Origin of the sequence: Clavibacter sp. A6099 (genome assembly GCF_021919125.1) — a bacterium.
Taxonomy (GTDB): domain Bacteria; phylum Actinomycetota; class Actinomycetes; order Actinomycetales; family Microbacteriaceae; genus Clavibacter; species Clavibacter seminis.
Window position 1 is genome coordinate 2552787 of the sequence record NZ_CP083439.1, and the last position, 13819, is coordinate 2566605.

The window sequence follows — 13819 nt, forward strand, 5'->3', positions numbered from 1 at the left end:
GCCCGGTACCCCCGGGCGACACAGGGACTTCGGCGCGGCAGGAGAACGGGTTGGGGTTGGTTCTGCTTTCCCAGGGGAAGGCCAGGTTGACGCGCGGATCCCCTGGGATCACGCGGATCGACGAACTGCGCCATCGAATCGGACGGTTGACTTCCGACTGTCGCCGATATATCGTCGTTACATCGCGACAGCACGCCGCGATCCACGACATCACCTGACCGGAAGGAGCGCTCATGCGCACCCACGACCACGACGACCACCTCTCGTCCCCCTCATCCGCCGAGGCCCCCGCCGACCGCCACGAGCCCCGCATGCAGCACCACCGCGGCGGGCGCCCGCGCATCATGCCGGGTCACCCCCTCGCCCGCGGCTTCCGCCCGGGCGACGGCCCCGGCTTCCCCGGGTTCCCGGGCTTCCCCGGGATGGGCGGCTTCGGCGGCCCCGGCTTCGGACCGGGTCGCGGACGCGGCGGACGGGGTCGCGCCCGCCGCGGCGACGTCCGCCTCGCGATCCTCTCCCTGCTCGCCGACGCGCCCTCGAACGGCTACGGCCTCATCACGGGCATCGCCACGAAGACCGAGGGCGCCTGGCGGCCGAGCCCCGGATCCGTCTACCCCACGCTCCAGCAGCTCGTCGACGAGGACCTCATCGTCGCCGACGAGACCGGCGCCAAGAGCGTCTACTCCCTCACCGACCAGGGCCGCGCCCACGTCGAGGAGCACAAGGAGGAGATCGACGCCGCCTGGGCCGCGACCACCGACAAGTCCGAGGGCGAGGACGCGTTCCAGACCAGCCTCATGAAGCTCATGGGCGTCGTGAAGCCCCTCATGCACGACGCGACCGACGCCCAGCGCCAGGCCGCGGCGGCGAAGCTCGACGAGACGCGGCGCGCGCTGTACGCGATCCTCGCCGACTGACCCACCTGGGCCGCACGGCCCGGCACGACGACGGCCCCCGCTGATGCGGGGGCCGTCGTCGTGCGTGCGGGGCGGATCAGCGGATCGCCGCTCCTGTGTCGAGGTCGTCGCCGGCCTCGAGGTCCGGGCCGTCCGACTCGGTGATGTCGATGCCCAGGCCGCCGTCCGCGTCGTCGTCCACGACGCCGTCGTCGTCGCCGAGCGGCACGATGCGCTCGGCGTCGACGGCCTCCTGCGCCTCACGGGCGTCGGCCCCGACGAGCTCCTCCTCGTCGACGCCGGTGTCGTCCAGGTCGCGGTCGGCGGGGTCGCGCGGGTTCTCGATGTCGCTCACGGTGCTCTCCTTCGCTCGTCGATGCGGCGCGGACGCGCCGTACGTCGACGGTACGCGCCCCGGCTCCGTGCCCGCTGGCCCGATGCCTCCGCCGAGCGAGGGGAGGGCGGCTCGGCTCAGGAGACGCCGACGGTGATCCGGTGCCAGCCCGTCGCGCCGTCGGGGGCGGGCGGCGCCTCGTCGGAGGTCTGCGTCGCGCCCGTGGTGTCGGTCGCGCGCACCTCGACGCTGTGGGATCCGCTCGTCGCGTCCCACGCGTACGACCACTGCCGCCACGTGTCGGCCCCGACGCCGTCGCCCAGGGTCGCCTCGACCCAGTCGCCCTCGTCGACGCGCACCTCCACCTTCTGGATGCCGGTGTGCTGCGCCCAGGCCATGCCGGCGATCGCGGTGCGTCCCGCGTCGACGCGCGCGCCGGAGCGCGGGGTGTCGATGCGCGAGCCCGTCTTGATGGGGCCGCGCTCGGTCCAGCCGCGGGTCGACCAGTACGCGACGTCCTCGGCGAACGTCGTGACCTTGAGCTCGGTGACCCACTTGGTCGCGGAGACGTAGCCGTAGAGGCCGGGCACCACCATCCGCACGGGGAAGCCGTGCTGCTGCGGCAGGGGCTCGCCGTTCATGCCGACCGCGAGGATCGACGCGCGGTCGGGATCCGTGAGCGCCTCCAGCGGCGTGCTCGCGGTCCAGCCGTCCTGGCTCGTGGAGAGCACCATGTCGGCGCCCGCGGTGGGCTTCGCGCGCTCGAGCAGGAGGCGGATGGGATAGCCGAGCCAGAGCGCGTTGCCGATCAGGTTCCCGCCGACCTCGTTGGACACGCACGTGAGGGTGGTCACGTGCTCCTCGAGCGGCAGGGCGAGCAGCTCCGCGAACGTGATCTCGACCTCCTGCTCGACCATGCCGGTGATGCGCAGCTTCCACGACGCCGCGTCGACCGACGGCACCTGGAGCGCGGTGTCGATGCGGTAGAAGTCCGTCGCGGGCGTGAGGAAGGGCGCGAGGCCGGGCACGCCGAGCTCCGCCGACGCGGGGATCGCGGCGGCGGGCGTCACGGCGCGCGGGAGCACGAGCGTGCGGCGGAAGTCGTCCACGCGGGCGGCGGCGGCGTTGAGGCCGCGGGCCACGGATCCGGCGACGACGGAGGTGACGCCCGCCACGACCGTCATGAGTAAGAAGGCGCGGCGCTCGACGCGCGCGCCTGCGCCCGGGGTGAGCGGGGCGCGCGCGGCCGGGCGGGCGATGCCGCGCACGGGCTCGGCCACGGCCGCGGATGCGGATGCCGCGCGGTCCGCCGCGTCCCGCCAATCGCGGAGGCGCTCGGCGCCGCGGTGGAGGACGAAGACGCCGGCGATCATGCCGACGATCGTGGGGATCGCCGCGGCGCCCGTCGCCCCGGCGCGCGTGGTGGCCGCCAGCACGGCGACCCCGGCGAACAGCGCGAGGACGACCACGCCGAAGGGCGGTCGGCGCACCTGCAGGATCCCGGCGAGCGCCGCGGCGGCGAGCACCACCACACCGAGCACGACGATGAGCGCGACCTTGTCGCCCGTGCCGAACAGGGCGATCACCGTGTCCTTGACGCCCGCGGGCACGAGGTCGATGACGAGCGCACCCACCGCGAGCACGGGGCTCGCCGCCGGGGCGACGAAGGCCGCGGCGATCTCGGCGACGGCCAGCACGGCGAGCGCCGCCACGACACCGATGCACGCGGACCACCAGCGGAGGGCCGCGCGGGTCACGAGGCGACCGGCTTGCTGTACGGGAGGATCACGTCGAAGCGGCAGCCGCCCTCGATGTTCTGGACGGTGACGTCGCCGTCGTGCGCGCGCACGATGCCGCGGACGATCGCGAGGCCGAGCCCGGCCCCTCCGCCGCCCGACGCGTAGCCGCCGTCGTGCGTGCCCTCGGCCTGCACCGCGGGGTCCGGCGGCGTGGCCTCGACGGGCGCGGCCGGGAAGTCGGGGCCGAGCGCGGTCCTCTCGGCGGCGCTCTTCCCGTAGGCGCGCGGCGTGCGGGACCCGGTCGACCGCCAGCCGGCGTCGAACACGCGCGGGAGGTCGGCCTCGGGGATGCCGCCCGCGGTGTCCTCGACGGAGAGGACGGCGAGGTTGCCGGAGTCGCGGTGCGCGGAGATCACGATGCGGCCGCCGGGGAGCGACTGCTGGATGGCGTTCATCACGAGGTTGCCGACGACGCGCGAGAGCTCGCGCGGGTCGCCCTGCACCACGAGGTCGTCGTGCGCGGTCTCTCCGCGGAGCTCGACCTTGCGGGCTTGGGCGACCGGGCCGAGCTCGGCGACGGTGTCGCTGACGACGTCGTAGAGGGAGACGCGCTCGACGGCGAGCTCGAGGCTTCCCGAGTTGATGCGGGACAGCTCGAACAGGTCGTCGACCATGCCGTTGAGGCGGTTCGCCTGCACGCGGATCTGGCGGAAGTAGCGGTGCTCGTCGTCGACCATGCCGTCCTCGAGGGACTCGGCCATGGCGCGGATCCCGGCGAGCGGCGTGCGCAGGTCGTGCGACATCCACGCGATGAGCTCGCGGCGGCTGCGCTCCTGCGCCTCCATCTTGTCGCGGGCGTCGGCGAGGCGGCGGTTGGCGGCGCTGAGCTCGCGGGCGAGCTGGGCGAACTCGGTGCTGGTGGGGCGTCCCGGCTCGACGGCGGCCTCCTCGCCCATGGACGCGGCGTAGCGGCCGAGCTCGCGGCTGCCGCGCACGAGGGTCATGCCGAGCATCGCGGCCATGACGAGCGAGACGAGCGCGGAGACGGCGGCGACGGAGAGGAACGCGGTGAGGCCGGCGTCGTCGACGAGCATGCTCGCGGTGACGGCGACCATGCCGCCGACGACCGAGAGCACCGCGGCGAGCGCGACCACGCAGATCTGGAGCACGAGGGAGCGGCGGCGGAGGGCGCGCAGCAGGACGCTGGCGCCGAGGCCGACGACCGCGGCGCAGACGAGCGCGGTCAGGACGACGACGAGGAAGGAGTCGGCGGTCACGCGTCGGCCTCGGCGGGCGTCGCCGGAGTGGCGGGCGTCGCGGCGTCCGGGTCGAAGCGGTAGCCCACGCCCCAGACGGTGCCGAGGAGCACGGGGTGCGCGGGATCCGCCTCGATCTTCTCCCGCAGGCGCCGCACGTGCACGGTGACGGTGGAGAGGTCGCCGATCTCCCACCCCCACACCTGGCGCAGCAGGTCGTCGCGCCCGAAGACGCGGCGCGGGTTCCGGAGCAGGAAGGCGAGCAGGTCGAACTCGCGGGAGGTGAGCGACAGCATGACGCCGGCCTGGTGGATCTCGCGCGCGCCGAGGTCGAGCACGAACGGTCCCGCGACGAACGGCGGCTCGGGCACGGCCTCGGGGACGGTGCGGCGGAGGACGGCGCGCACGCGGAGCACGAGCTCGCGCGGCGAGAAGGGCTTGGCGAGGTAGTCGTCCGCGCCGGCGTCGAGGCCGTTGACGCGGTCCTCGCCCTGGCCGAGCGCGGTGAGCATCACGACGGGGACGGGCGACTCGGGGTGGTGGGCGCGGATCCGGCGGCACACCTCGAGGCCGTCGAGGCCGGGGAGCATGCGGTCGAGCACGACGAGGTCGGGCATGCGCTCGGTGGCGACGCGCACGGCCTCGAGGCCGTCGGCGACGGTCTCCACCTGGAAGCCCGACGCCTTGAGGTAGCGGCACACGACCTCGTTGACCGTGGGGTCGTCCTCGACCACGAGGATGCGGCGGCCGCGCAGCGGATCCGGCCGCGAGGGATCGGGCCGCGCGGGGTCGGGGCGCCCGGCGTCGGCGCGCGCGGGATCGTAGGTGGGGCTCACCCGGTCAGACTATGCGCGGTCCCTGGGCCCGACCCCGCGGGTGTCCGGCTTGCGAGCGAGCCGTCACCCCTCATGGCGCGAGGCGGGGGCACGTGGCGGCCGGACGCAGGCGCGGCCTCCTAGGCTCGACGGATGACGCCAGCGCTCGTGGACGTGGTCCTCCCCTGCCTCGACGAGGAGGAGGCCCTGCCCTGGGTCCTCTCCCGCCTGCCCGAGGGGTACCGCGCGATCGTCGTCGACAACGGATCCACCGACCGCTCCGCCGAGGTCGCGCGTGCTCACGGCGCCCTCGTGGTGGCGGAGTCGCGCCGCGGGTTCGGCGCTGCCGCGCACGCGGGGCTCGAGGCCGCGACCGCGCCGCTCGTGGCGTTCTGCGACGCCGACGCGTCGATGGATCCCGCGCTCCTCCCCCGCGTCGTCGACCCGGTCCGCGACGGCGAGCGCGACCTGGTGCTCGGCCGCCGCGTGCCCTCGGCCCGCGGGGCGTGGCCGCTGCACGCGCGGATCGCGAACCTCGAGCTGGCCAGGCGGCTGCGGCGGATCACGGGCGTGCCGCTGCACGACCTCGGTCCCATGCGCTGCGGGCGGCGCACGGAGCTGCTCGATCTCGGGATACTCGACCGCCGCAGCGGCTATCCGCTGGAGATGCTGCTGCGGGCATCCGCGGCGGAGTGGCGCATCCTTGAGGTGGACATGCCGTACGCGCCGCGCGTGGGGCGGTCCAAGGTGACCGGCACCGTGCGCGGGACCGTCACGGCCGTGCGCGACATGTCGCGCGTGCTGGCCGAGGCGCGAGCGGCGGCAGCGGGAGCCGACCGCACCCCGGGAGGATCCGCGTGACCGCCGTCGTCGTCATCGCCAAGGAGTGCATCCCGGGCCGCGTGAAGACGCGCCTGCACCCGCCGTTCACGCTCGAGGAGGCGGCCGAGCTCGCGTCCGCCGCCCTCGCCGACACGCTCGCCGCGGTCGACGACGCCGCGCCCGAGCGGCGTGTCCTGCTCTTCGACGGCGCGAACCCGCCCGCGGAGGCCGCCGGCTACGACGTGATCCCGCAGGTGACGGGCGACCTCGACGAGCGGCTCGCGGCGATGTTCGACGCGCTCGACGGCCCCGTGCTCCTCGTGGGAATGGACACCCCGCAGCTCACCGCGCCCCTCCTCCGCCCCGTGCTCGACTCCTGGGCCGACGGCGCGCGCGGCCCCGACGCCTGGTTCGGCCCCGCCAACGACGGCGGCTTCTGGGCGCTCGGCCTCCGGGATCCGGACGGCGCGCTCGTGCGCGGCGTGCCCATGTCGCGGGACGACACGGGCGCCGTGCAGCTGTCGCGCCTCATCGACGCCGGGCTCGACGTGGCGATGCTGCCCGAGCTCACCGACGTGGACACGGTCGACGACGCGCGGGAGGCCGCCGAGGCCGCGCCCGCCCATCGCTTCGCCCACGTGCTCCGAACCCTGGAGACCGGCGCGAGCACCCGCGCCGCCACCACCGCACCCGCGACATCGCAGAGGGACCCCGCATGAGCCTGGCCGTCGAGCACCCCGAGGACCGCGCCTCCGCGCGCGTCCGAACCTTCGGATCCGGTGGCGGCGAGCCCTACGCCCGGGCCCTCCGCGACTCCGGCGAGGTCCTCTTCCTGTCGCTCGCGTCCTCCGACGACGACAGCGCCGAGGTCATGGACCTGGGCCGCTGGAGCGCCGACGCCGACGCCGTGGACGCGAGCCTCCTCGCCGACGCCGCCGGCCCCGTGCTCGACATCGGCTGCGGCCCGGGCCGCATGGTCCGCGCGGCCATGGACGCCGGGCTCGGCGCGCTCGGCATCGACGTGTCCCCCACCGTGGTCGAGATGGCCGCGGGCCTCGGCCTCCCCGTCCTCCACCGCTCGGTCTTCGAGCGCCTGCCCCGCGAGGGCGGCTGGGGCACGCTCCTCCTCCTCGACGGCAACATCGGCATCGGCGGCGACGCGGCCGCGCTCCTCGCGCGCTGCGGCGACCTCCTCGACGACGAGGGCGCGCTCGTGGTGGAGACCCACCCGGATCCCGCCCGCGACCGCACCTTCGAGTGCACGGTCGAGGACGGCCAGGGCCGGGCGAGCGACCCGTTCCCGTGGGCGCAGGTCGGCCGCGACGCCGTCGCGCGCATGGCGGTCGACGCGGGCCTCGAGCTCGTTCAGTGCTGGGAGACCGAGGGCCGGTCCTTCTGCCGCCTCGTCCGCGCGTAGAGCGCCGCGACGACGCCGGTCGCCACCGCGGTGGCGACCCACATGAGCGCGAGGCGCGGCGCGTAGTCCGCGATGAGGATCGTCGGGTTGTCGTTGCCGATGGCGCGGGCCCGGATCTCGGGGACGACCACCAGGGTCATCACCGCCATCACGACCACGCCCGCCTGGACGATCACGAGCGATCCCGGTGGGAGGCGCCGGCCGGCCTTGCGGATCAGCAGGCCCGCGACGAAGACGACGGGCGACAGGATCGCGTCATGGACGAGGATCGCGATCAGCAGGAACACGGCGACGCCCACGACCTGGTCGGTGCGCTGCGAGTCGAGCAGCACGAGCGCGCCGACCACCAGGCCGACGATGCCGACCGCGATGAGCGCGATGCGGGCCGCGCGGACGCCGCGCGTCGCGGGGATGCGGGTGCCGGTCATCACATGACCTCCAGGGTCGAGAGCCACTTGGTCTGCAGCACGCCGGGACGCCCGGGCGCGATCATGCGCGCCGGGTAGCCGTGCTGGATGTCGAGGGGCGCGCCGTCGAGCTCGAGCGCCACGAGGGTGAGCGGGTCGCGCACGTACTCGGGGCCCATCTCGGTGCGCCGGAAGCCGCCGCTCTTCTCGAGGCTCGTGACGCGGAGGCGGGCACCGGGGTCGGCGCCGACCTGGTCCATGAGGTCCATGAGGCGCACGCCGCGCCAGGTCGCCGACTGGCTCCAGCCCTCGACGCAGGAGATGGGGAGCGTCGCGGTGACCAGCCCCATGCCGCGGAGGTCGTCCATCGTGAAGGCGCGGGAGGAGGATCCGTTCGAGACGGTGAGCGTCCACCCGGCGTCCATGGCGGTCTCGGTGACCCCCGCGGCCTCGGCCGTGCGGTTGACGGGCAGCCCCTGCGGGCCGGTGCCCATGACGCGCGGGCCGAAGGCGTTGAACGGGGCGAGGATCCGGGACGACTGGCCCGCGGTGAGGCCCACGACCGCGGCCACGGATGCGCCGACCGCCACGAGGAAGCCGCGACGGGCGACCGGGGTGGGCGTGACGGGGGTGTCGTCGATCCAGGCGAGCACGCGGCCGGTGATGCCGCGGGGCGCGCGGGCCGGAGTGCCGTCGGGCGCGTCGGCGGGCGCGTCCTCCGCCTCCACGATGGGCGACTCGTCCGCCTGCCCGCGCCGCCAGTGCCTGGCGATCGCGGGCAGCTTGACGCCGATGTGGATCGCGAGCGACCCGATCACGACGAAGGCCAGCGCGAAGTGCGTCTGCCGGAAGTAGAAGGGGAACGGCACCCACTGGAACGTGTTGAGGAGGCCCATCGTCACCTCGAGCAGCGACGCCCCGACGAACACGGCGATGGACGCGCGCTCCAGGAACGACACGACCCCGGTGACGGGCGGATACGTGAGCAGCTCGGGGAAGACGATCCAGAGCTTGGCGAGCAGCAGCGGCACGCAGGCGATGCCGGCCGTGATGTGGATCCCCTGCGTCAGCCGGTAGAGCGACACGGGCGCGGTCGGGAAGCGCATCCACGGCAGCGGGTCCTGGAGGAAGTGGCTGTAGAGGCCCGTCGTGAAGCACACGAGGAAGGCGAGGCCGAGGAGGCGGCCGATCACGACCGCCAGCCGGGTCGTGCGCGCGGGCGAGGCCAGGCGGCGCCTGGCCTCGTGCATCAGCGTCCGCATGGGGGTCGTCCTTCGTCCGGGGAACGGCGGGTCGGGGCCGGTCGGCGGTCGTCGAGCTGCGCGCCGCCATGATGGAGTGTGCGCACCGCCCTCACCGCCCTCGTCCTCGCCGTCATGGCCGCGCTCACCGGGTGGTCGGTGGTCGCGTTCGATCTGTTCGGCGATGCCGACGACGAGGCGTTCTTCCGTCGCGAGGGTGCCGCGCCGTTGTTCTGGCTCGTGGTCGTCATCTGGGTGGTGTTCGGAGCGGCGGTCCTCCTGGTGCGGAAGCTGCCGGCCCGATCCGCCGCTGCGCTCATCATCCTCGGATCGGTGGGCCTCGGCGCGGTCGCGATGGCCGGACCGCCGAACACCAGCACCGACTCCGCGCGATATGCGTGGGACGGGATCGTGCAGAACGCGGGCGAGTCGCCCTACCGGTACACGCCGGCCGACCCTGAGCTGCGGGACCTCCGGCCCGACTGGCTCTATCCGAAGACCGTCGTCGGGTCGGACGGGGCCGCCACCTGCGAGGGGAAGCGGATCATGGGCGTCCGCGAGGAGGAGACGCACGAGCCGATGTGCACGGCGCTCAACCGCCCCAAGGTCCCGACGATCTACCCGCCCATGGCCGAGCTGTTCTTCGCCGGCGTGCGCGCGGTCGTCCCGGTGACCGCCGAGTACTGGGCGTTCCAGGCCGCCGGGCTCGTGATGATGACGGCTGTGACGCTCCTGCTCGTCCGCGCGCTGCGGAAGCGCGGCAGGCCCGTGTGGTGGGCGGCGCTCTGGGCGTGGTGCCCGCTCGTGGCGAGCGAGGTGGTCACGAACTCGCACGTCGACGCGCTGGGGGCGCTGCTCGCGCTCGCGGCGTCGCTGCTCGTCGCCGGGGGGATGCGGTGGCGCGGCGGCATCGCGCTCGGCGCGGCCATCGCGACCAAGCTCATCCCGGTCATCGCGGCGCCGGCGCTGCTCCGCAAGCAGCCGTGGAAGGTGATCACCGCGGCCGTCGTCACGTTCGCCCTGCTCTACGTGCCGTACGTGCTCAGCACCGGGATCGCCGTGCTCGGATACCTGCCCGGCTACCTGCAGGAGGAGGGCTACGACGACGGCGGGCGGTTCCCCCTCGTGGAGCTCGTCGTGCCCGGGCAGTACGGGCTCATCGCGGTCGCGCTGATCCTCGTGGTCACCGCCGGCCTCGTCTGGTGGAGGACCGACCCGGCGGATCCGTGGCTCGGCCAGCTCGTGATGATCGGCGTCACGCTCCTCGCCGTCAGCCCGCGCTACCCCTGGTACGCGCTGCTGCTCATCCCGTTCATCGCCATGACCGGCCGCGGCGAGTGGTTCGCGGTGGTGGCTGCGCTCGCGCTGCGCCTGTTCGCGCCGGACGAGTGGGCCTGGCAGATCGCGCTCGCGACGGCGCTCGTGATCGTCGTGGCCGGGTCGCTCGTGCGCCTCGGGCCGGACGGGCGCGCGCGCCTCGTGCCGGCGGCGGTGCGGCGGCGGCTCGGTCGGGGGCGCGTCTCCGCTGGCGGGCCCGACGCGGGCTGATCAGGCGCCGTGCGGGATCCGCACGGCGAGGCGCTCGCCCGCGACCGGGCGGAGGGCGGCGAAGGACACGGCGTCGAGCTCGGCGGTGACGTCGCCCTCGAGCGCCGACGGGCCGTCGGGTGCGAGGCGGAGCGTGACGAGGATCCGGCCGGCGACGCCCTCGATGCGGCGGACCACGCCGGTCGCGACGTGGCAGGCGGGGGCCGAAGACGACTCGGACGCGCGGTCGCGGTCGCGGTCGCGGTCGCGGGACAGCCGCACGTCCGCCGGCGCGGCGATCAGCGCGGTCGGCCGCCCGTCGGGATCCCCACCCGTCAGCCGGTTCATGCCCACGAGTCGGGCCACGTACGCGGTCGCGGGCCGCGCGGCGACCTCGGCGGGAGAGCCCTCCTGCACCTGCCGCCCGTCCTCGAGCACGTGGATCCGGTCGGCCAGCGCGAGCGCGTCCACCGGGTCGTGGGTGACGAGGACCGCCGCGCCGCCGAACCGCAGCAGCTCCTCGGCGAGGAGGTCGCGCACGTCGAGCCGCGTGCCCGCGTCGAGGGCCGCCATCGGCTCGTCGAGGAGGAGCAGCGCCGGCTCGAGCACGAGGGCGCGGGCGAGCGCGACGCGCTGCGACTGGCCGCCCGACAGCGCGGCGGGCCGGCGGTCGGCGAGGTCCGCGATCCCGAGCCGGTCGAGCAGGGTGCGCGCCCGGTCGTCGGCGACCGCGCGCGCGACGCCCTGCGCGCGCGGGCCGAACGCGACGTTCTGGACTGCGGACAGGTGCGGGAAGAGGAGGTGGTCCTGGAAGACGACGCCGATGCCGCGGTGCTCGGCGGGGATCCGCACGTCCGCGAGCCCGCCGGACGCCGCCGAGCCGCCCGCATCCTCCAGCACGCGCCCGTCGAGCGCGACGCGGCCGTCGGTGAGCGGCGCGAGCCCGGCGAGCGCCCGGAGCAGCGTGGACTTGCCCGCGCCGTTCGGCCCGACGACCGCGGTCGTGGATCCGGCCGGCACCGCGAGCGCGACGTCGAGCCGGAACGCGGCGCGCTCCACGACGACTCGCGCGTCCAAGCCAGCGGAGGCCGTCCGAGCGTCCCCGCTCACGTGTGCACCCCCGACGCCCAGCGGTCGCGCAGGCTCACCAGCACGACCACCGACACCGCGAGCAGCACGAGGCTCAGCACGACGGCGGCGTCCGGATCCGTCTGCAGCGCGAGGTAGGCCGACAGCGGCACGGTCTGCGTCACGCCCGGGAAGCTGCCCGCGAAGGTGAGCGTCGCGCCGAACTCGCCGAGCGCGCGGGCGAAGCACAGCACCGCGCCCGCGCCGATCCCGGGTGCCACGAGCGGCAGCGTCACGCGCCGCAGCACCGTCCAGCGGCTCGCGCCGAGCGTCGCGGCGGCGTCCTCGAAGCGGCGGTCCGCCCCGCGCAGCGCCCCCTCCACCGCGAGCACGAGGAACGGCATGGCCACGAAGGTCTCGGCGATCACCACGGCGGGCGTCGTGAACGGGATGGTGATCCCCGTCAGCGCCTCGAGCGGTCCGCCGATCAGCCCGCGGCGCCCGAGCAGGAGCAGCAGCGCCACGCCGCCGATCACGGGCGGCAGCACGAGCGGCACCGTCACCAGCGCGCGGAGGATCCGCTGCACCACGGGCGGCCGGCCCGCCGAACGGGAGAGCACGAACGCGAGCGGCACCCCGAGCACGAGGCTCAGCGCGGTCGCGGCGAGCGCGCTGCCGAGCGAGAGGCCGAGGGCGCGCGCGATGCCCGGATCCGCCAGCCGCTCCCCCAGCGTCGCCCACGGCGCGCGCACCACGAGGGCCGTGAGCGGCAGCACGAGGAACGCGAGGGCGACGCCGGCGGGGATCCAGAGGAGCGCCGGGACGCGGTCGGCGCGCTCGCCCGAGCGGACGCGGGTGCGGGTGCGGACGCGGACGCGCGCGCGGGCGCCGGTGCCCGCGCGGTCAGGGCGCACGGAACCCGGCGGCCTGGAACACGGCCCGGGCGTCGTCGCCGGCCACGTAGTCGGCGAACGCGGCGGCGACGGCGGGCGACGCGGATCCGGCGAGCGGCGCGACCACGCAGTCGGTCGTCGCATTCACCTCGTCCGGCAGCGGCACGCCCTCGACCTCATCGCCCGCGGCGCGCACGTCCGTCTCGTAGACGACCGCCGCGTCCACCTCGCCGAGCTCGACGCGGGTGAGGGCGGCGCGCACGTCCTGCTCGAGCGAGTCCGGCTGCGGCGTGATGCCCGCGGCGGCGAAGGCCTGCGCCGCCGCGGCCCCGCACGGCACCTTGGGCGCGCAGAGGGCGAGCGTGCGGGCGGGGTCGGCGAAGTCCGCGAGGCCCGCGATGCGGCCGGGGTTCCCGGGCGGCACCGCGATCTCGAGCGCGTTGCGGGCGAACACGCGCGGATCCGCGGCCGTCTCCCCCGCGTCCACGACCGTCGTCATCGTCGCGTCGGATGCGGACGCGAACACGTCCGCGGGCGCGCCCTGCACGATCTGCTGCGCGAGCGTCGAGCTGCCGCCGTACGACACCGTGACGGTCACGCCCGGGTGCGCGCTCTCGAAGCCGCGGGCGACCTCGTCCATGCTGCCGGTGAGCGACGCCGCGGCCTGCACGACGAGCGTGCCGGCGAGGGAGTCGGGGGCGGGATCGGGGACGCCGACTGGCGCGGATCCGGCCGCCGAGCACCCGGCGAGGAGCCCCGCGGCGATCGCGCCGACGACGGCCGCGCGCGCCACGGTCGCCCGACGTCCCCGGCGCATCACGCCCGCCCGCCCGTCAGCGTCTCGGGCGCGAGCAGCTCGACGCCCACGTTCGTGGCCTTCACGGTCGCGGCGGCGGGCGCGCCCACCTCGAGCTCGAGCTCGTCGGCGGCCTCGCGGCTGATGAGCGACACCATCCGGAACGGCCCCGCCTGGATCTCGACCTGCGCCATGACCCCGTCGCGCACGACGCGCGTGACGATGCCGGGCATGCGGTTCCGCGCCGAGGTCGGCGGACGACCGGCTCCGGATGCGGCGAGCGACCCGTCCGCCGCGAGCTCGATCGCGAGGTGCGCGAGCTGCACGCCGTCGACCTGGATCAGCCGCCCCTCGCCGCGCACGAGGTCGAGCCGGCCGGCGTCGGCCCAGCGGCGGAGGGTGTCGTCGCTCACCCCGATGAGCGCCGCGGCCTCGCTCACGCGGTAGCGGAAGGGTCCCGGGGCGTTCGCCCCGGCGATGGGCGGCTCGGCATCCGCGGCGCGGGCGGGCGTGCTGTCCCTCTTCTGCGTCATGCGACGATCCTAGGCACCGCAGGCGCGGCGCGCGCCCGTCGCCCTCATCCGCTCCACGTCGGCCCCGCTCCGGCG

Annotated in this window: 15 protein-coding genes; 5 read left to right on the top strand and 10 right to left on the bottom strand. The window is 75.3% G+C overall.

Annotated elements, in window-relative coordinates; genetic code table 11:
* Positions 1 to 233 precede the first annotated feature (233 nt).
* Positions 234 to 917: a PadR family transcriptional regulator gene (locus tag KYT88_RS12045; RefSeq protein ID WP_043583491.1), complete on the top strand. Its 684-nt coding sequence runs from the start codon at positions 234 to 236 to the stop codon at positions 915 to 917.
* A gap of 76 nt (positions 918 to 993) precedes the next feature.
* On the opposite strand, the gene KYT88_RS12050 is transcribed toward KYT88_RS12045, so the two are convergent.
* The 4 genes from KYT88_RS12050 to KYT88_RS12065 all read right to left on the bottom strand — a co-directional run bounded on the left by KYT88_RS12050 (position 994) and on the right by KYT88_RS12065 (position 5061).
* Positions 994 to 1251 carry a hypothetical protein gene (locus KYT88_RS12050; RefSeq protein WP_043583489.1) on the bottom strand — a complete coding sequence of 86 codons (258 nt, stop codon included), beginning with the start codon at positions 1249 to 1251 and terminating at the stop codon, positions 994 to 996.
* Between the two features lie 116 nt (positions 1252 to 1367).
* Positions 1368 to 2987 (bottom strand): molybdopterin-dependent oxidoreductase, encoded by a 1620-nt coding sequence (locus KYT88_RS12055; RefSeq protein WP_051629190.1) that lies wholly within the window; start codon positions 2985 to 2987, stop codon positions 1368 to 1370.
* Complete coding sequence (locus KYT88_RS12060) at positions 2984 to 4246, bottom strand: sensor histidine kinase (RefSeq protein WP_043583487.1); 1263 nt, start codon at positions 4244 to 4246, stop codon at positions 2984 to 2986. Before KYT88_RS12060 ends, KYT88_RS12055 begins: the two co-directional genes overlap by 4 nt.
* Positions 4243 to 5061, bottom strand: a complete 819-nt coding sequence (locus KYT88_RS12065; protein WP_051629189.1) for a response regulator transcription factor — start codon at positions 5059 to 5061, stop codon at positions 4243 to 4245. Before KYT88_RS12065 ends, KYT88_RS12060 begins: the two co-directional genes overlap by 4 nt.
* Before the next feature lie 132 nt (positions 5062 to 5193).
* Between KYT88_RS12065 and KYT88_RS12070 the strand changes: the two genes are divergently transcribed.
* Genes KYT88_RS12070 through KYT88_RS12080 form a run of 3 tightly spaced genes read left to right on the top strand, consistent with a single transcriptional unit; the run spans position 5194 to position 7279 of the window.
* Positions 5194 to 5901 (top strand): glycosyltransferase family 2 protein, encoded by a 708-nt coding sequence (locus KYT88_RS12070; RefSeq protein ID WP_043583485.1) that lies wholly within the window; start codon positions 5194 to 5196, stop codon positions 5899 to 5901.
* Positions 5898 to 6581 (top strand): TIGR04282 family arsenosugar biosynthesis glycosyltransferase, encoded by a 684-nt coding sequence (locus KYT88_RS12075; RefSeq protein WP_043583483.1) that lies wholly within the window; start codon positions 5898 to 5900, stop codon positions 6579 to 6581. The genes KYT88_RS12070 and KYT88_RS12075 overlap by 4 nt, the downstream gene beginning before the upstream one ends.
* The gene (locus KYT88_RS12080; protein WP_043583481.1) at positions 6578 to 7279 is read left to right on the top strand and encodes a class I SAM-dependent methyltransferase; all 702 of its coding nucleotides are present in this window, start codon (positions 6578 to 6580) and stop codon (positions 7277 to 7279) included. Before KYT88_RS12075 ends, KYT88_RS12080 begins: the two co-directional genes overlap by 4 nt.
* On the opposite strand, the gene KYT88_RS12085 is transcribed toward KYT88_RS12080, so the two are convergent.
* Positions 7228 to 7707 (bottom strand): hypothetical protein, encoded by a 480-nt coding sequence (locus KYT88_RS12085; RefSeq protein WP_051629188.1) that lies wholly within the window; start codon positions 7705 to 7707, stop codon positions 7228 to 7230. The two genes, KYT88_RS12080 and KYT88_RS12085, sit on opposite strands and share 52 nt — an antisense overlap.
* On the bottom strand, positions 7707 to 8948 hold the full coding sequence (locus tag KYT88_RS12090) for a molybdopterin-dependent oxidoreductase (protein WP_043583479.1): 1242 nt from the start codon (positions 8946 to 8948) through the stop codon (positions 7707 to 7709). Before KYT88_RS12090 ends, KYT88_RS12085 begins: the two co-directional genes overlap by 1 nt.
* 78 nt (positions 8949 to 9026) lie before the next feature.
* Between KYT88_RS12090 and KYT88_RS12095 the strand changes: the two genes are divergently transcribed.
* Positions 9027 to 10475 (top strand): glycosyltransferase family 87 protein, encoded by a 1449-nt coding sequence (locus tag KYT88_RS12095; RefSeq protein ID WP_043583477.1) that lies wholly within the window; start codon positions 9027 to 9029, stop codon positions 10473 to 10475.
* On the opposite strand, the gene KYT88_RS12100 is transcribed toward KYT88_RS12095, so the two are convergent.
* Genes KYT88_RS12100 through KYT88_RS12115 form a run of 4 tightly spaced genes read right to left on the bottom strand, consistent with a single transcriptional unit; the run spans position 10476 to position 13744 of the window.
* Positions 10476 to 11531: an ABC transporter ATP-binding protein gene (locus tag KYT88_RS12100; RefSeq protein ID WP_237583666.1), complete on the bottom strand. Its 1056-nt coding sequence runs from the start codon at positions 11529 to 11531 to the stop codon at positions 10476 to 10478.
* 29 nt (positions 11532 to 11560) lie between these two features.
* Positions 11561 to 12436, bottom strand: a complete 876-nt coding sequence (locus KYT88_RS12105) for an ABC transporter permease (protein WP_043583473.1) — start codon at positions 12434 to 12436, stop codon at positions 11561 to 11563.
* Positions 12426 to 13208 carry a molybdate ABC transporter substrate-binding protein gene (gene modA / locus KYT88_RS12110; protein ID WP_306729434.1) on the bottom strand — a complete coding sequence of 261 codons (783 nt, stop codon included), beginning with the start codon at positions 13206 to 13208 and terminating at the stop codon, positions 12426 to 12428. Before modA ends, KYT88_RS12105 begins: the two co-directional genes overlap by 11 nt.
* Before the next feature lie 23 nt (positions 13209 to 13231).
* Positions 13232 to 13744 (bottom strand): TOBE domain-containing protein, encoded by a 513-nt coding sequence (locus KYT88_RS12115; RefSeq protein ID WP_043583469.1) that lies wholly within the window; start codon positions 13742 to 13744, stop codon positions 13232 to 13234.
* Positions 13745 to 13819: the final 75 nt, after the last annotated feature.

Excerpts from the sequence above, each read along its gene's own strand:
- KYT88_RS12045 (WP_043583491.1), top strand. The coding sequence starts at position 234 with ATGCGCACCCACGACCACGACGACCACCTCTCGTCCCCCTCATCCGCC.
- KYT88_RS12070 (WP_043583485.1), top strand. The coding sequence starts at position 5,194 with ATGACGCCAGCGCTCGTGGACGTGGTCCTCCCCTGCCTCGACGAGGAG.
- KYT88_RS12080 (WP_043583481.1), top strand. The coding sequence starts at position 6,578 with ATGAGCCTGGCCGTCGAGCACCCCGAGGACCGCGCCTCCGCGCGCGTC.
- KYT88_RS12085 (WP_051629188.1), bottom strand. The coding sequence starts at position 7,707 with ATGACCGGCACCCGCATCCCCGCGACGCGCGGCGTCCGCGCGGCCCGC.
- KYT88_RS12090 (WP_043583479.1), bottom strand. The coding sequence starts at position 8,948 with ATGCGGACGCTGATGCACGAGGCCAGGCGCCGCCTGGCCTCGCCCGCG.
- KYT88_RS12115 (WP_043583469.1), bottom strand. The coding sequence starts at position 13,744 with ATGACGCAGAAGAGGGACAGCACGCCCGCCCGCGCCGCGGATGCCGAG.